The organism is Micromonospora sp. KC606 (assembly GCF_004348675.1).
Lineage (GTDB): Bacteria > Actinomycetota > Actinomycetes > Mycobacteriales > Micromonosporaceae > Micromonospora.
Window position 1 is genome coordinate 1 of sequence record NZ_SMKN01000039.1, and the last position, 16,741, is coordinate 16,741.

The window sequence follows — 16,741 nt, forward strand, 5'->3', positions numbered from 1 at the left end:
GGTCGCGGGGCCCGGGGGACGGCTGGTCGCATAGATGATCCCTCGACGTCGGGATGTGAGCGTTAACAAACAGGAATTCTCTGTGCAACAAATCACCCGCGTCAAGGATCCGAACGGTGCCTTTCCGCTGCGTAGGCGCACGTTCACTCGCGCAACGGGGCAGCACAGGACCGCGACGGGCAGGGCCACGCCCCGGGGTGGCGCGGGCCGAGGCGTCCGGGCCACGTCGAGGACGTGATGTGCCACGGGCCGGCGACGCCCGCCGGACCCGGTGCCAATCCGCGCTCGACAGCGGAATCGCCCGCTCAGCCCGGCAGGACGGCGCTGCTGGCTCGGGCCACGAGCATCGGCGGGACCGCTGGCGGGGCGACTCCGGAGACCGTCGCGTCGGCGTCGAGCAGCTCCAGCAGCGTCGTCACACACCGGCGACCCACCTCGTCGAAGTCCTGGCGGATCGTGGTCAGCGGCGGCGACAGGTACTTGGCCTCCGGGATGTCGTCGAAGCCCACCACACTGACGTCGTCGGGCACCCGCCGGCCACGCTGGTGCAGGGCGCTCAGCAGGCCCAGCGCCTGGTGGTCGTTGGCGCAGAAGACCGCCGTGACCTCCGGCCGGTCGGCCAGGGAGAGCCCGATCTCGTACCCCGAGCGCGGACTCCAGTCGCCGACCAGGACCGGCGGCACCGGCCGACCGGCCGCGTCCAGGGCCTGTCGCCAGCCCTCGACACGGTCGCGCGCCTCCAGCCAGTCCCGAGGACCGCCGATGTGCCACACCGTCTCGTGCCGCAGACCGAGCAGGTGCTCCACGGCCATCCGCGCGCCGGTCACCTGGTCCACCGAGATGCTGGGCAGCACCCCCGCGCCCCCACCGGCCTCGACGACCACGGCGGGCACCCCGGTGGGCAGCCCGTGCACCGCGATGGCCGCCGTCATCAACGGCGCGATGATGACCACCCCGGCCACCGACTGCTCGGTGAGAGCGCCGATGGCCGCCGTCATACCGGCGCGGTCCAACTGCTCCAGTGCCACGATGTTGATGCCGTAACCGGCGGCCCGGGCGGCCCGTTCCACTCCCAGCAGGGTGGCGGCCGGGCCGTAGAGGATGGTGTCGAAGCTGACCACCCCGATGACCCGGGACCGCCGGCCGGCCAGGCCCCGGGCCAGCGCGTTGGGGCGGTAGTTGAGCTGGTGCACGGCGCGCAGCACCCGCTCGCGGGTCTCCTGCCGGACGCTGGGGTGATTGTTGAGTACCCGCGACACGGTCTGGTGCGAGACACCGGCGAGCCGGGCCACGTCGCTCATCACCGCAACCCGCGCACCCGGCTGCTGACCCATGGCTACCCCCTCGTGCTCCTCGTCGACCTGCGGTGAGTCACGCCAACCGGCCGACCCGGACACCGCGCCGCGGGCGACGGCCCGTCCGGACCATCCCCTCCGGCGACGGCACCACCGAACAGCCGCGCCGCGGGCGGCGGCCGGCGCGGCCCCGGTGCCAGGGGGACGCGCCGGCCACCGCCGACGCGGCGCGGCGGTCAGAAGCCCCGCGCCAGCCGGTAGTAGGCCTGGTTCCACCGCAGTTCGTCGGCGAGCCGCCGGGTGGTCGTGTCCGCGTCGATGACCACCAGCTCGGTGGCCACCATCTCGGACAGGTCGTACAGCTCCTCCACCCCGACGGCCTGGGACAGCACGGTGTGGTGCGGCGCGCCGGCGGTGAGCCACGCCTCCGCCGACCGGGGCAGGTCCGGACGCGGCCGCCACACGGCCCGGGCCACCGGCAGCTTCGGCAGCGGGTGCGGCGGGACGACCACGTCGATCTCGTTGGCGACCAGCCGGAACCGCTCCCCCATGTCGGCCAGGCCGAGCACCACGGCCGGACCGGCCTGGGCGTCGAAGACCATCCGCACCGGGTCCTCCCGGCCACCGATGCCCAGCGGGTGGATCTCCACGTTCGGGGTGTCGGCGGCGATCGTCGGGCACACCTCCAGCATGTGCGCGCCGAGGACCACCTCCTGCCCGGGCGTGAGGTCGTAGGTGTAGTCCTCCATGAAGGACGTGCCGCCGGTGGTACCGACCGACATCGCCTTCAGGGTGCGGACCAGGACGGACGTCTTCCAGTCCCCCTCGCCACCGAAGCCGTAGCCGTCGGCCATCAGTCGCTGCACCGCGATGCCGGGCAGCTGGCGCAGGCCGCCGAGGTCCTCGAAGTTGGTGGTGAAGGCCCGGAAGCCGCCGGCCTCGAGGAACTCGCGCAGCCCCGCCTCGATCCGGGCGGCGTAGCGCAGGGAGTCGTGCCGCTCCCCGCCCGGACGCAGTTCGGGCACCAACCGGTAGCTGTCGTCGTACTCCTTGACCAGCTCGTCGACGCGCGCGTCCGCGACGGCGTCGACCGCCGCGACCAGGTCGTTGACCCCGTAGGTGTTGACCGAGACGCCGAAGCGCAGCTCCGCCTCGACCTTGTCGCCCTCGGTCACCGCCACGTCGCGCATGTTGTCGCCGAAGCGGGCCAGCCGCAGCGACCGCATCTCGGCGTGCCCGACCGCGGCCCGGACCCAGGCCGCGACCCGGGCGGTGACCTGCGGGTTGCTCACGTGGCCGGCGACGGTCTTGCGGGCCACCCCGAGCCGGGTCTGCACGAACCCGAACTCCCGGTCGCCGTGCGCGGCCTGGTTGAGGTTCATGAAGTCCATGTCGATCTCGGACCAGGGCAGCGCCATGTTGGCCTGGGTGTGCAGGTGAAGCAGCGGGGTACGCAGCGCGTCCAGGCCGGAGATCCACATCTTCGCGGGTGAGAAGGTGTGCATCCAGGCGATCACCCCGACCGCGCCCTGGACGGCGGCGTCGCGGCAGACCGCCAGGATCTCGGCGCTGGAGGTGAGCACCGGCTTCCACACGACCCGGGCGGGGATGGCGGGATCGGCGTCGAGCTGCGCGGCGATCTGCCGGGACTGCTCGGCCACCTGCTGCAGGGTCTCCGGGCCGTACAGACCCTGGCTCCCGGTGAGGAACCAGACCTCGGGGGCCGGCGATGGGTCAGTCATGGGGTTGCCTTCCGGGGTAACGGTCGGGTTACTTCTTGCGGATGCCGACGAGACGCTGGAGCAGGATGAAGGCGAACAGCAGGGCGCCGATCACGATCTTCGTCCACCACGAGCTGAGGGTCCCGTCGAAGGTGATCAGCGTCTGGATCACGCCGAGCACCAGGACACCCAGCACGGTGCCGAACACGTAGCCCGAGCCGCCGGTCAGCAGGGTGCCGCCGATGACGACCGCGGCGATCACGTCCAGCTCCATGCCGACGGCGATCAGCGGCGCGCCCGAGAGGGTGTAGAAGGAGAGCAGGATGCCGCCGATCGCCGAGCAGAGCCCGCTGATGGTGTAGACGGCGATCTTCGTACGCCCCACCGGCAGGCCCATCAGCAGGGCCGACTGGGGGTTGCCGCCGATGGCGTACACGTTGCGTCCCAGCCGGGTGTACGCCAGCGCGATCGCCGCCACCGCGACCACCGCCAGGGCGATCAACACGCTGACCGAGACGAAGTTCTCGCCGATCCGGATGCGCTCCTGCGCGGCCGAGGTCCAGAACCCGTCGGTGATCGGGATGGACGTCGAGCTGATCCAGGTGCACAGGCCCCGGGCGAAGAACATCCCGGCCAGGGTGACGATGAACGGCTGGATGTCGAAGAAGTGGATGACGCAGCCCATCGCCAGGCCCAGCGTCGGGCCGATCAACAGCGCGATCACCAGCACCAGCGCCGGATCCAGCCCGTCACGCAGCAGCGACGCGGAGACCATCGCGGTCAGCGCCACCACCGAGCCGACCGACAGGTCGATGCCGCCGGTGAGGATCACGAAGGTCATCCCCACCGCGACGACGAGCAGGAACCCGTTGTCGATGAAGATGTTGAAGATGACCTGGATGTTGGAGAAGGCGCGGTACTGCGAGACGCCGACGCCGTACATGACGAGCAGCAGGACGAAGGTGGCCAGCACCGGCACGTGCCGTTGCGGCACCCGCCACCAGGCCCGGTCGGCGCGTACGGCCAGTGGTGTGGTGGTCATGCCGGGACCTGCTCCTTCTGCTTCTCGGCGGTGGGCGCCGGGGGCGGCGCCAGGCTCTTCCTCCGACGGAACCGGGCCCGGAACGCCGGGGCCTGGATGAGGCAGACCGCGATCACCACCACGGCCTTGAACAGCAGCGCCGTCTGCGGATCGATGTTCATGGCGTACACGGAGGTGGTCAGGGTCTGGATGATCAGCGCGCCGACGATCGTGCCGCTGAGGAAGAACCGGCCGCCGGCCAGCGAGGTGCCGCCGATGACCACGGCCAGGATCGCGTCGAGCTCCACCCAGAGGCCGGCGGCGTTGCCGTCGGCGCTGGAGACGTTCGCGGTCATCATGAACCCGGCGATCGCCGCGCAAGCCGCGCTGACCACGTACACCAGGAGGGTGATCCGCCGGGAGCGTACGCCGGCCAGCCGGCTGGCCTCGGCGTTGCCGCCGACCGACTCGATGATCATGCCGAGCGCGGTACGCCGGGTCAGCACCGCCACGATCACCGTGACCACCAGGGCGATGATGATCGCGAACGGCAGGGTGAGCAGGTGCCCCACCCCGATCGTCTTGTACGGCTCGCTGTTGATGGTGATGATCTGCCCGGAGGTGATCAGCTGGGCCAGGCCACGACCGGCGACCATGAGGATCAGCGTGGCGATGATGGGCTGGATCCCGATGACGGCGACCAGCACCCCGTTCCAGGCGCCGAGCAGCAGCGCGATGCCGAACGCCAGGGCCAGCGCCGTGAAGACGCCGCCGAGGCTGTTCTGGTCGGGTTGCTCACTGATATAGAGGCAGGCCACCGCGCCGCTGACCGCGACCACGGAGCCCACCGACAGGTCGATGCCGCCGGTCGCGATGACCAGGGACATGCCCAACGCCACCAGGATGAGTGGAGCGCTGAGGCGGACGATGTCGATCAGACTGCCGTACAGGTGGCCGTTCTTCAGCTCGACCGACAGGAAGCTCGGCCGGTAGACGGTGTTCGCCACCAGCAGCACGACCAGCATCACCAACGGCCAGAACAGCCGGTGGCCGGTGACCGGCGCGAGGCGGGCCTTGACTGTGCTCATACCTTCTCCAGCCCTTCCTGCCGCACGCCGCTGGCGATGGCCTGCATGACGCGGTCGGCGTCGAGGGAGTCGTCGTTGGTGAGCTGGGCGACGAGCTGCCGGTCCCGCATCACGGCGACCTTGTGGCTGAGCCGCAGCACCTCCTCCAGCTCCGCGGAGATGAACAGCACCGCCATGCCGCCGTCGGAGAGCTGCGCCACCAGACGCTGGATCTCGGTCTTCGCGCCGATGTCGATGCCCCGGGTCGGTTCGTCCAGGATCAGCAGCCGCGGCTCGGTGATCAGCCAGCGGGCCAACAACACCTTCTGCTGGTTGCCGCCGGAGAGGTTGCGCACCGGCATCTCCGGGTTGGCGGGACGGATGCTCAGCGCCTCGATCCAGCGCTGCACCAGCTCGTCCTGCTTGCGCCGGGGCACCGGGCGCAGCCAGCCCCGGGCGGCCTGCATGGCCAGGATGATGTTCTCCCGCACCGACAGCTCGCCGATCAGGCCCTCGGTGCGGCGGTTCTCCGAGCAGAAGGCGATGTCGCGGTCGATCGCGGCGATCGGGTTGCGGATCGCGGTGGGCTTGCCGTCGACGACGAGCCGTCCCTTGTCGGCGCGGTCGGCGCCGAAGAACAGCCGGGCAACCTCGGTGCGGCCCGAGCCGAGCAGCCCGGCCATGCCGACCACCTCGCCGGCGTGGATGGTCAGGCTGAACGGCGCCACCGCGCCGGCCCGGCCGAGCCCGTCGGCCTCGATCAGCGGGGTGCCCTCGGCCGCCCTGGCCGCGTCCCTGCCAGCCTCGGAGTCGAGCTGCTCCAGCGCGTCGAGTTCCTTGCCGATCATCTTCTCGACCAGAGCGAGCTGCGGCAGTTCGGCGGTGAGGTACTCGCCGACCAGGCGGCCGTTGCGCAGCACCGTGATCCGGTCGGCGATGCCGTAGACCTGGTCGAGGAAGTGGGTGACGAAGAGGATCGCAATGCCCTCGTCGCGGAGCTGGCGCATGATCCGCAGCAGCTGCGCGACCTCGTCGGCGTCCAGGCTGGAGGTGGGCTCGTCGAGGATGAGCACCCGGGCCTGCACGTCGACGGCGCGGGCGATGGCCACCATCTGCTGCACGGCCAGCGAGTAGCTGCCGAGCAGTTCACTGACGTCGATGTGCAGGTCGAGGCGGGCCAGCGCCTCCTGCGCCCGACGCCGCATCTCGCGCCAGTTGATCGCGCCGAAGCGGCGCGGCTCGCGGCCGATGAAGATGTTCTCCGCCACCGACAGGTTGGTGCAGAGGTTGACCTCCTGGTAGACGGTGCTGACACCGGCCGCGGCGGCCTGCATCGGCCCGGCGAAGGAGACCTGGTCGCCGTCGAGGGTGATGGTGCCGGCGTCCGTGCCGTAGACGCCGGTCAGCACCTTGATCAAAGTGGATTTGCCGGCGCCGTTCTCGCCCATCAGGGCGTGGACCTCACCGGGGAAGAGCCGGAAGTCGACGCCGTCGAGGGCCCGGACTCCCGGGAAGTGTTTGCTGATCGCGGTCATCGTCAGGACCGGATGCCTCTGCGACATCCCACCAGACCTTTCGTGATGTGCGGCGGTGCGGACGGACGCGACCGCCCGTGGCGGACGCGGTCCGTCGGCGCGTGCGGCGCGGGAGGGCGGTCGGGCCGGTGGTGTCGTCGACACCACCGGCCCGACGCCGTCACGGCGAGGATTCGCCGCCCGGGGACGCCGCCGCGTGGGGACGCGGCGGCGGGCCGGTCAGTACTTGCGGGTGGGCAGCGCGGCCTTCGCCTGCTCCTGGGTGAACGTGGTCTCCTCGGTCTCGACGCGGGCGGGGACCTCCTCGCCGGCCTTGACCTTCTTCACCAGTTCCATCAGCTGAGGGCCGAGCAGCGGGCTGCACTCCGCGATGAAGTTGAACTTCCCGTCGGCGAGGGCCTGCATACCGTCCTTGACCGCGTCGATGGTGATGATGGTGATGTCCTTGCCCGGCACCTTGCCGGCCGCGGTGATCGCCTCGAGCGCGCCCAGACCCATGTCGTCGTTGTGCGCGAAGAGCACGTCGATCTTCGGGTTTGCCTTCAGGAACTGCTCCATGACCTGCTTGCCGCCGGCCCGGGTGAAGTCACCGCTCTGCGAGGCGACGACCTTGAGGTTCGGGTTGGCGCCGATCGCCTCGGCGAAGCCCTTCTTGCGGTCGTTGGCCGGCGCCGAGCCGGTGGTGCCCTGCAGCTCGACGATGTTCACCGGGCCGGTCGCGGCCTGCTTCTCCTTGACCAGCCACTCACCGGCGAGGCGGCCCTCCTTGACGAAGTCCGAGCCGATGAAGGTCTTGTAGAGGCTCTTGTCGGCCGAGTCGACCGCGCGGTCGGTCAGGATCACCGGGATCTTGGCGTCCTTGGCCTCCTTGAGCACGGTGTCCCAGCCGGACTCCACCACCGGCGAGAAGGCGATCACGTCGACCTTCTGCTGGATGTAGTTGCGGATCGCCTTGATCTGGTTCTCCTGCTTCTGCTGGGCGTCGTCGAACTTCAGCTCGATCCCGGCCTCGGCAGCAGCCTCCTTGATCGAGGTGGTGTTCGCGGTACGCCAGCCGCTCTCCGCGCCGACCTGGGAGAAACCGAGGACGATCTTGCCGTCGCCGCTGGCGCTGTCGCCGGTGTCGCTGTTGCCGCAGGCGGTCAGCCCGCTGGCCAGCAGGCCGGCGGCGAGCAGGGCGCCGAGACTCCGGCGGGTGATGGTGGTGCGGGTCATGTGATGACTCCTTTGGGGGTGAGGTGGGGCCACCGGGCGTCACGGCACGCCGGGCGACGGGACCGGTGGGTGGTGCGGTGGTGCGGTGGTGCGTCGGGCCGGGCGACCCCTTGGGGGCGGGTCCGGTCGGCCCGACCAGGGCCGGGTCAGGACCTCGCGGAACCGGAGCCCGGCTGGCCGTAGACGTTCTGGTAGCGGTCGTAGAGCGAGTCGATGTCGGCCTGGGCCATCGGCACCGGGGTGCCGAGCGTCCGGGCCAGGTGGGCGGTGCGGGCCACGTCCTCGCACATCACCGCGGCCTTCACCGCGGCACGGGCGTCCTTACCGATGGTGAAGACACCGTGGTTGCGCATCAGCACCGCCGGGGAACGGTGCCCGGAAAGGGTGGCCACGATGCCCTTGCCGATGTCGTCGCCGCCGATGAGGGCGAACGGACCCACCGGAATCTCTCCACCGAACTCGTCGGCCTGCGCGGTGAGGTGACACGGGATGGACTCGCCGCACGCCGCCCAGGCGGTCGCGTAGTTGCTGTGCGTGTGCACCACGCCGCCCACCTCCGGCATCGCCCGGTAGACGTAGGCGTGCGCGGCGGTGTCGCTGGACGGGGAGAGATCCCCGTCGACCACGACCCCGTCGAGATCGCAGACGATCATGTTGTCGGGTCGCAGGTCGTCGTAGGAGACCCCGCTGGGCTTGATGACCATCAGGTCGTGGCCGGGCACCCGGGCCGAGACGTTCCCCGCCGTCCAGGCGACCAGGTGGTAACGGACCAGTTCGGCGTGCAGGGCCGCCACGGTCTCCCGCAGTCGGGTCACCTCGGCGGGCAGCGTACGGCTCATGCCAGCACCTCCAGGGGGGTCGCCGCCGGCCCGGCCGGCGTGGATTCGGCCGCCTGACGGGCGGCGTTGCGGATGGCGCGCAGGCGCAGCAGCGTCTCGTCACCGCCGCGGCCGAAGTGGTCGTGCAGTCGGCGGTACTCGGCGTACAGCGCGTCGTAGGCGCGGGCCCGCTCCGGGTCGGGCCGGTAGACGTCCCGGTCGACCCGACCCATCACCGCCGACGCCGCGGCGACGTCGGGGTACGCACCCGCGGCCACCGCCGCGTGGATCGCCGAGCCGAGCGCCGGGCCCTGCGCCGAGCCGATGATGCCCAGCGGGCGCTGGGTGACGTCGGCGTAGATCTGCATCAGCAGCTCGTTCTTGGTCAGGCCGCCGGCGACGATCACCTCGTCCACCGGCACGCCCGCCTCGGCGAACGCCTCGATGATCATCCGGGTGCCGTACGCGGTGGACTCCAGCAACGCCCGGTAGACGTCCGGCGGCCGGGTGGCCAGGGTGAGGCCGACGATCACACCGCTGAGGTGGTGGTTGACCAGCAGCGAACGGTTGCCGTTCCACCAGTCGAGCGCGACGAGGCCGTGCGCGCCGACGGGCTGGGCGGCGGCGGCCGCGGTCAACTCCTCGTGCGAGGCCCAGCCGGCGGGCGCAGCGTGCTCGACGAACCAGCCGAAGATGTCGCCGACCCCGCTCTGCCCGGCCTCGTAGCCCCAGGCGCCAGCGCTGATGCCACCGTCGACCACGCCGCACATGCCGGCCACCTCCGCCAGCTTCGTGCCGTTGACGACATGGCAGGTGGAGGTGCCCATGATGGCCACCAGCCGGCCGGGCTCGATGGCCTGGGCGGAGGCGGCGGTGACGTGGGCGTCGACGTTGCCGACCGCCACGGCAATGCCCTCCGGCAGGCCGGTCCAGGCGGCGGCCTGCGCGGTCAGCCCGCCCGCGCGGTCACCCAGCGGCGCCAGCGGCCCGTCGATCTTGGCGACGAAGTCGGCGAAGTCGGGGTTCAGGGCCGCGAGGTAGTCCCGGGACGGGTACCGGCCGTCCTGGCGGATGCCCTTGTAACCGGCGGTGCAGACGTTGCGGGTCTCGACGCCGCAGAGCTGCCAGACGACCCAGTCGGCGGCCTCGATCCACCGCTCGGCCCGGGCGTAGACCTCCGGGTCCTCCTCCAGCAGTTGCAGGCCCTTGGCGTACTGCCACTCGGCGGAGATCTTGCCGCCGTAGCGGCCGATCCACGGCTCGCCGCGCTCGTGGGCGAGGGCATTGATCCGGTCGGCCTGCCCCTGGGCGGCGTGGTGCTTCCACAGCTTCACCCAGGCGTGCGGCCGGGTGCGCAGCTCGGGCAGCTCGCACAGCGGGGTGCCGTCGGCCAGGGTCGGCAGCACGGTGCAGGCGGTGAAGTCGACGCCGATGCCGACCACCTGCGCCGGGTCGACGCCACTGGCGGCCAGCGCGGCCGGGACGGCCCGCCGGAACACCTCGCGGTAGTCGTCCGGGTCCTGCAGGGCCCAGTCCGCCGGCAGTTCCCGGCCGTCGGCGGCGGTGAGGAACCGCTCCATCACCGCGTGGCGGTACTCGTGCACCGCCGTGCCCAGTTCGGCACCGTCGGCGACCCGCACCACCAGCGCCCGGCCGGACAGCGTGCCGAAGTCGACGCCGACGACGTACTGGTCGTGCGGTCCTGCGCCTACGTCCATGAAACATCCTCCACTCACCTGCTGGGGCACAGTGTTAGCGCTCACATCGGGTCAGGTCAAGACACGTTTTGAAACATCTTCGACACCGAAACCCTCCCGTCGGGCGGACCGACCGCCCGGGGAGAGCACGTGGCGCCCCTTCACCTGGGCCGACGAACGAGGGCCACCCGGGCAGACCCTCTCCCTAACGATCCGGTCACGGCCCGGTCGGCCGGAAGGCCGGCGCCGCACATCCCGCCGTAGCACGTTGGTCATCAGGGTATTGACCATGGGACATGCGCCCGCAATACTCCCTGCCTGTTAGCGCTCACATCGAGGCGCCTACAGGCACCCCGCCGCGTGCGGTGCGGCTCGCTGCGGCCCCGACGTCCAGCACGACGCTCAGGAGGCACTGTTGTTCCGACCACAACCACTGCTCGCGGCGGCGACCGCCGCGCTGGTAGCCGTCACCCTCACCACGGCGGCCCCCGGATCGGCCCGGGAACCGGCCCTCCAACCGGAGTACACCGTCACGGTCGACCCCGCCGCGCCCGGCGTCGCCATCAGCGACTCCCACTACGGAGTGTTCTTCGAGGACATCAACTACGCCGCCGACGGCGGCCTGTACGCGGAACTCGTCCGCAACCGGTCCTTCGAGTTCCTGCCCAAGGACCACGCGTCGTTCAATGGGATGACCGCCTGGGCCCCCAGCGCCACCGACGGTGGCGCCGGCACCGCGACCACCGTCGACGACGCCCACCGGCTCAACGACCGCAACCGTGCCCACCTGCGGCTGGACCTGTCCAATGTCGGCGGAGGCCGCTACGGCGTCACCAACGCCGGGTGGAACAGAGGGGTGGCCCTGACCGCCGGCGCCCGCTACGACTTCTCGGTCTGGGCCCGCACCGACTCCGCCCGGGGCACCCCGCTCTCGGTCACCCTGCACGACGCCGCCGGTGAACCTCTCGCCACGTCGCTGACCGTGATCGTGCGGGGCGACACGTGGACGCAGTACAGGGGAACCCTGCGCGCCGCCCGCACCACCGACGCCGCCCGGCTGTCGATCCGCGGCGCCGGCACCGGCACCCTGCGCCTCGACATGGTCTCGCTGTTTCCCCGGGACACCTTCCGCGGCCGCCCCAACGGCCTGCGCCGCGACCTCGCCGAGAAGATCGCCGCGCTGCGCCCGGGCTTCGTCCGCTTCCCCGGCGGCTGCCTGGTGAACACCAACAGCATGGCCGGCTACGACGCCGCCTCCAACTGGGAGCGGGCCCGGTCCTACCAGTGGAAGGACACCGTCGGCCCGGTCGAGACCCGAGCCACCAACGCCAACTTCTGGGGCTACAACCAGTCCTACGGGCTGGGCTACTTCGAATACTTCCAGTTCGCCGAGGACATCGGGGCGATGCCCCTGCCGGTCGTGCCCGCCCTGGTAACCGGCTGCGGCCAGAACCGCGCCACCAACGACGAGGCGCTGCTGCGCCGGCACATCCAGGACACCCTCGACCTGATCGAGTTCGCCACCGGCCCTGCCACCTCGACATGGGGCGGACTGCGCGCCTCGATGGGGCACCCCGAGCCGTTCCGGCTCACCCACCTCGCGGTCGGCAACGAGGAGAACCTGCCGGACGCGTACTTCGCCAACTTCGAGAAGTTCCGGGCCGCGATCAAGGCGGCCCACCCGGAGATCACCGTGATCGGCAACTCCGGCCCCGACGACCAGGGCGCCACCTTCGACCGGCTGTGGGAACTCAACCGCGCCGCCGGTGTCGAGATGGTCGACGAGCACTACTACAACAGCCCGGCCTGGTTCCTGCAGAACAACACCCGCTACGACGCCTACGACCGCAACGGGCCGAAGGTTTTCCTCGGCGAGTACGCCTCGCAGGACAACAAGCTGTTCAACGCGCTGGCTGAGGCGTCGTACATGACCGGGTTGGAGCGCAACGCCGACGTGGTGCGGATGGCCGCGTACGCCCCGCTGCTGGCCAACATCGACCACGTTCAGTGGCGGCCGGACCTCATCTGGTTCGACAACGACGAGTCCTGGGGCTCCACCAGCTACCAGGTGCAGAAGCTGTTCATGAACAACGTCGGCGACCGTACCGTGCCGAGCCGGGTCACCGGTCCGACCGCCGGGCCGACGGCGATCACCGGAGCGATCGGACTGTCCACCTGGGCCACCTCGGCAACCTACGACGACGTCCGGGTGACCACGCCCGACGGGACCGTGCTGTTCGCCGACGACTTCGCCGCCGGGGCGGGGGCCTGGACCCCGCTGGCCAACCGGGGCAGTTGGTCGGTGGTGGACGGCGCGTACGTCCAGTCGGACACCCGCGCGCAGGACACCCTGGTCAAGGCCACTGACGTCACCGCTGGCGACTATGACCTGACCCTGAAGGCGCGTAAGAACGCCGGCGCGGAGGGCTTCCTCATCGCCTTCGGCGTGAAGGACTCCGGCAACTTCTACTGGTGGAACCTGGGCGGCTGGAACAACACCCAGGGCGCGGTGGAGAAGGCCACCGGCGGGGCCAAGGAGACGCTGCTCGCCAAGCCCAACACCATCACCACCGGCACCACGTACGACATCCGGATCCAGGTCCGGGGCACCAGGGTGACGCTGCTGCTCGACGGCCAGGTGTGGGGCAGCTTCACCGACGACCGGGTGACCCGGCCGTTCACCCAGGTCGTCACCCGCGACGAGGCCACCGGCGAGCTGATCGTCAAGGTCGTCAACGCGCAGGACAAGCCGGCCGTGACCCGGGTCGACCTGGGCGGGTTGAAGGTGGCCGACACGGCGCGGGCGACCGTGATCAGCGGCGACCCCGGCGAGGCGAACACCCGCACGGCCGAACCGATCCAACCGGTCACCAGCACCCTGCGGGGGATCGGTGGCGACTTCGTCCACACCTTCCCGGCGAACTCCGTCACCTTCCTGCGCATCCGGACCAAGTGAGGCACCACGATGACATACGCGTTGAGCCGACGTAACCTGCTGCGCGGCAGCCTGGGTGTGGCGGCGACCGGCCTGGTCGGCGGGCTCACCTCCGCGGCCACCGCCGCTCCCGCCGCCCCGGGGACCACCGCCGCTCCCGCCGCCCCGGCGGCCACCGCCGCTCCGCCGCGCCTCGGGGCGACAGCCGCCCCCCGGCCGGTGCCCGTCCGCCCCGACGCCGAGGTCTACGGCGTCACCACCGTCGACCCGCTGATCCGGCAGCGGGCCGACCCGTTCATCACCCTGCCGGTGGACGGGACGTACTACTTCACCGGCTCGGTGCCCGAGTACGACCGGATCGTCGTGCGGGGCGCGCCCACCATCGCCGGCCTCACCACCGCCCCCGAGTCGGTCATCTGGCGGCGGCCCGCGAGCGGAAAGATGGGTGGGCACATCTGGGCCCCGGAGCTGCACCGCATCGACGGCCGCTGGTACATCTACTTCGCCGCCGGGGACTCCGACAACGTCTTCCGGATTCGGATGTACGTGCTGGAGTCCGCGCTGGCCGACCCCCGGGACCCGGCCGGCTGGCGACTGCGCGGCCAAATCGCCACCGAGTGGGAGGACTTCTCCCTCGACGCGACGACCTTCGCCCACCGGGGTCGCCGGTACCTGGTGTGGGCGCAGGCAGAGCCGGAGCTGACCGGCACGAACCTGTACATCGCGGAGATGGACACCCCCTGGTCGATCCGGACCAAGCCGGTGCGCATCGCCACCCCCACCCGGGGCTGGGAGAAGCAGGGCTTCACGGTCAACGAGGGCCCGGCCGTGCTCATCCGCAACGGACGGGTCTTCATGACCTTCTCCGCCAGCGCGACCGACTCCCGCTACTGCATGGGGCTGCTGACCGCCGACGCCGAGGCGAACCTGCTCGACAACGCCTCGTGGGTGAAAACGCCGGAGCCGGTGTTCGTCACCCACGAGCGGACGAAGCGCTTCGGGCCGGGGCACAACTCGTTCACCGTCGCCGAGGACGGGGTGACCGACGTGCTGGTCTACCACGCCCGGGACTACCGGGACATCACCGGCGACCCGCTGTACGACCCGAACCGGCACGCCCGGGTGCAGAAGCTGTACTGGCACTCCGACGGTTCCCCGCTGTTCGGGGTGCCCGTCGGCGAGGGCGGCCCGATCGTACGACTCTCCCCCGCCGACGCGTCCCGGGCGTTCCTGCGCCACTACGAGTACGTGCTGCGGGTGGACACCGGGGTCCGTGAGCTGGCCGACAGCCAGTTCCGGTTCGTGCCGGGCCTGGCCGGCGAGGACACCGAGTCGATCCAGTCGGTCAACTTCCCCGACCGGTACGTCCGGGTGGTCGACGGCGTCGTGCGGATCGACCCGGTGACGGCCGGCAGCGCCGAGGCGACCTCGGCGAGCTTCCGCCGGGTGCCGCAGGGCAGAGGCGGTGTCGCGGTGCAGCTCGCCGCGGACGCCGGCGCGTACCTGCGGCACGAACGCGGACGGCTGACGGTCGGCGCCCTGGCCGGACGCGCCACCACCTTCGTGCTGAGCTAGCGACGACGGGTCGCCCCGCCTCTGCTCGGGGCGGCACGTGCCGCGCGGACGTGCCGCCCCGGGTGCCCGGGGCGGCACGCCGGTCAGCGGGCCAGCGGGCCAGCGGGTCGCGCAGCTCCCTGACCACGGCCGCCGGGGCCTCCTCGGCGCGACCACGTCGGCGTCGCCGCGCGGGGCGTCCTGAACCGGGCCGGATCAACGGTGGTGGCAGGATGACGCCCACGTCGGCGGTCGGTGCCGCCTGCACCGGTCGGGCCGGGCAGATGGGGCACGGCCGAGAAGCACATCACCCGGAATGTCACTGCGCGTGCGCGTGCGCGGCACACGGAGTTCCCGGCCGGACCACGTGTCAGGGGGCCGCACTCGCGGATGCACGAGTCGCTGAACGGCTTGATCGACCCGCCGCACGACTACGGCGTCTACAACATGTCCTGGGTGTCGACCAGGGTCGGTCTGGTGCCGACAATGGAGGATCTCAACGACCTCGCCGCCGCACTCGGGCGAGACCACGAGGCGCCAGCCCGCCACGCCCGAGCCCGGACGTTCCTGTCGCCGTAGCGGGCACTTGGCGCCGACATGGCCCGGGAGTTCGACGTGGGGCGGCGAATCGGCGAGACTCCAACCGTGGTCGAGTACGAGCGGGGCCTCTCCCCCGGGCGTGATCGGGACAACCGTCGACGAGCCGGTGAGGGTCGCGTCAGCCCACGCGCCGTCACCGGGAGTGGAGCCGGCGGACGCCTCGGTCCCCTTGCTGGGGTTCGCGTCGTGGAGCTGGCCAGTCTCGCGCCGGCTCCCTTCGGCTGCATGGTGCTGGCCGACCTCGGTGCCGATGTCGTCCGCGTCGATCGGCCCACCCCGGTCGCCGGCCCGCTCGCCGCCCCGACGGCCGGGCCCTTGCAGCGCAACCGGCGGATCGTGGCCCTGGACCTGAAGTCGCCCGACGGGGTGGCCGACCTGCTGCGCCTCGTGGAACGCGCCGACGTGCTGGTCGAGGCGTACCGGCCGGGGGTGGCCGAGCGGCTCGGTGTCGGGCCGGACACCTGCCGGGAGCACAACCCCCGCCTGGTGTACGCCCGGATGACCGGCTGGGGCCAGGACGGCCCGTTGGCCCACCGGGCCGGTCACGACATCGACTACCTTGCGGTGGCCGGTGCGCTGGAGCCGCTGGGCCGGGCCGGAGAACGCCCGCACGCCCCGCTGAACCTGCTCGGCGACTTCGCCGGTGGCGGGATGCTGCTCGCCGTCGGCGTGCTGGCCGCGCTGCTGGAGCGGGAACGCTCCGGCGTCGGCCAGGTCGTCGACGCCGCGATGGTCGACGGTTCGGCGCTGCTCACCGCTTTCCTGCACGGCATGATCAGCGCCGGGATGTGGCCCGCGCCGCGTGGCGGCAACCTGCTCGACGGCGGCGTCCCGTTCTACGACACGTACCGCACCGCCGACGGCGGGTTCATGGCCGTCGGTGCGCTGGAACCGGCGTTCTACGCGGCGCTGCTGACCGGCCTCGGCCTGGCCGACGAGGAGCTGCCCGCCCAGTACGACCCGAACGGCTGGCCTCGGCTGCGCCGCCGGTTCACCGACCGGTTCGTCGAACGCACCCGGGACGAGTGGGCTGAGGTCTTCGCCGGCCTCGACGCGTGCGTGGCACCGGTGCTCGCCCCCACCGAGGCGCACCGACACCCGCACAACGCCGTTCGGGGCACCTTCGTCACCGTCGGCGGGGAGGTGCAGCCCGCGCCGGCCCCCCGGTTCGGGCGAACCCCGGCGGCGGTGCCGCGGCCGGCGCCGAACCCGCGGCGGGACCTGCTGGACGTGGCGGCCGTGCTGGCGGGGTGGCCGTCACGGTCGTGACCCGCGCCCGCTGC

At 71.5% G+C, this 16,741-nt stretch carries 11 protein-coding genes and 1 pseudogene; 4 read left to right on the plus strand and 8 right to left on the minus strand.

The window, feature by feature from the left end:
- Positions 1 to 305 precede the first annotated feature (305 nt).
- The 8 genes from E1193_RS11390 to araB form a co-directional block, all read right to left on the minus strand.
- Entirely contained in the window at positions 306 to 1,334 is a 1,029-nt protein-coding gene (locus tag E1193_RS11390) for a LacI family DNA-binding transcriptional regulator (RefSeq protein ID WP_132182954.1), read from the minus strand.
- Positions 1,335 to 1,531: 197 nt separating this feature from the next.
- The gene (araA, locus tag E1193_RS11395) at positions 1,532 to 3,037 is read right to left on the minus strand and encodes an L-arabinose isomerase (RefSeq protein ID WP_132182956.1); all 1,506 of its coding nucleotides are present in this window, start codon (positions 3,035 to 3,037) and stop codon (positions 1,532 to 1,534) included.
- 28 nt (positions 3,038 to 3,065) lie between these two features.
- Complete coding sequence (gene yjfF, locus E1193_RS11400) at positions 3,066 to 4,058, minus strand: galactofuranose ABC transporter, permease protein YjfF (protein ID WP_132182958.1); 993 nt, start codon at positions 4,056 to 4,058, stop codon at positions 3,066 to 3,068.
- Positions 4,055 to 5,125 (minus strand): ABC transporter permease, encoded by a 1,071-nt coding sequence (locus E1193_RS11405; RefSeq protein ID WP_132182960.1) that lies wholly within the window; start codon positions 5,123 to 5,125, stop codon positions 4,055 to 4,057. The genes yjfF and E1193_RS11405 overlap by 4 nt, the downstream gene beginning before the upstream one ends.
- On the minus strand, positions 5,122 to 6,666 hold the full coding sequence (locus tag E1193_RS11410) for a sugar ABC transporter ATP-binding protein (protein WP_132182962.1): 1,545 nt from the start codon (positions 6,664 to 6,666) through the stop codon (positions 5,122 to 5,124). Before E1193_RS11410 ends, E1193_RS11405 begins: the two co-directional genes overlap by 4 nt.
- Before the next feature lie 192 nt (positions 6,667 to 6,858).
- Positions 6,859 to 7,854: an ABC transporter substrate-binding protein gene (locus tag E1193_RS11415; RefSeq protein WP_132182964.1), complete on the minus strand. Its 996-nt coding sequence runs from the start codon at positions 7,852 to 7,854 to the stop codon at positions 6,859 to 6,861.
- A gap of 146 nt (positions 7,855 to 8,000) precedes the next feature.
- A complete protein-coding gene (locus E1193_RS11420; protein WP_207922663.1) occupies positions 8,001 to 8,693 on the minus strand; it encodes an L-ribulose-5-phosphate 4-epimerase in 693 nt (230 codons plus the stop codon).
- Positions 8,690 to 10,390 carry a ribulokinase gene (gene araB, locus E1193_RS11425; protein ID WP_132182966.1) on the minus strand — a complete coding sequence of 567 codons (1,701 nt, stop codon included), beginning with the start codon at positions 10,388 to 10,390 and terminating at the stop codon, positions 8,690 to 8,692. Before araB ends, E1193_RS11420 begins: the two co-directional genes overlap by 4 nt.
- Positions 10,391 to 10,784: 394 nt before the next feature.
- On the opposite strand from araB, the gene E1193_RS11430 reads away from it, so the two are divergent.
- The 4 genes and pseudogenes from E1193_RS11430 to E1193_RS11445 form a co-directional block, all read left to right on the plus strand.
- Entirely contained in the window at positions 10,785 to 13,325 is a 2,541-nt protein-coding gene (locus E1193_RS11430; RefSeq protein WP_132182968.1) for an alpha-L-arabinofuranosidase C-terminal domain-containing protein, read from the plus strand.
- 9 nt (positions 13,326 to 13,334) lie between these two features.
- Complete coding sequence (locus E1193_RS11435; protein WP_132182970.1) at positions 13,335 to 14,879, plus strand: family 43 glycosylhydrolase; 1,545 nt, start codon at positions 13,335 to 13,337, stop codon at positions 14,877 to 14,879.
- Between the two features lie 369 nt (positions 14,880 to 15,248).
- Positions 15,249 to 15,437, plus strand: coding sequence for a hypothetical protein (locus E1193_RS11440; protein ID WP_132182972.1), 189 nt, complete (start codon positions 15,249 to 15,251; stop codon positions 15,435 to 15,437).
- A gap of 183 nt (positions 15,438 to 15,620) precedes the next feature.
- Positions 15,621 to 16,727, plus strand: a pseudogene (locus E1193_RS11445) (CaiB/BaiF CoA-transferase family protein); the annotation flags it as partial.
- Positions 16,728 to 16,741 lie beyond the last annotated feature (14 nt).

What these genes read in the sequence shown, in the direction of transcription:
- E1193_RS11440 (WP_132182972.1), top strand. Translation starts at nt 15,249, where the DNA reads ATGCACGAGTCGCTGAACGGCTTGATCGACCCGCCGCACGACTACGGC.
- E1193_RS11390 (WP_132182954.1), bottom strand. Translation starts at nt 1,334, where the DNA reads ATGGGTCAGCAGCCGGGTGCGCGGGTTGCGGTGATGAGCGACGTGGCC.
- yjfF (WP_132182958.1), bottom strand. Translation starts at nt 4,058, where the DNA reads ATGACCACCACACCACTGGCCGTACGCGCCGACCGGGCCTGGTGGCGG.
- E1193_RS11410 (WP_132182962.1), bottom strand. Translation starts at nt 6,666, where the DNA reads ATGTCGCAGAGGCATCCGGTCCTGACGATGACCGCGATCAGCAAACAC.
- araB (WP_132182966.1), bottom strand. Translation starts at nt 10,390, where the DNA reads ATGGACGTAGGCGCAGGACCGCACGACCAGTACGTCGTCGGCGTCGAC.
- araA (WP_132182956.1), bottom strand. Translation starts at nt 3,037, where the DNA reads ATGACTGACCCATCGCCGGCCCCCGAGGTCTGGTTCCTCACCGGGAGC.
- E1193_RS11405 (WP_132182960.1), bottom strand. Translation starts at nt 5,125, where the DNA reads ATGAGCACAGTCAAGGCCCGCCTCGCGCCGGTCACCGGCCACCGGCTG.
- E1193_RS11435 (WP_132182970.1), top strand. Translation starts at nt 13,335, where the DNA reads ATGACATACGCGTTGAGCCGACGTAACCTGCTGCGCGGCAGCCTGGGT.
- E1193_RS11415 (WP_132182964.1), bottom strand. Translation starts at nt 7,854, where the DNA reads ATGACCCGCACCACCATCACCCGCCGGAGTCTCGGCGCCCTGCTCGCC.
- E1193_RS11420 (WP_207922663.1), bottom strand. Translation starts at nt 8,693, where the DNA reads ATGAGCCGTACGCTGCCCGCCGAGGTGACCCGACTGCGGGAGACCGTG.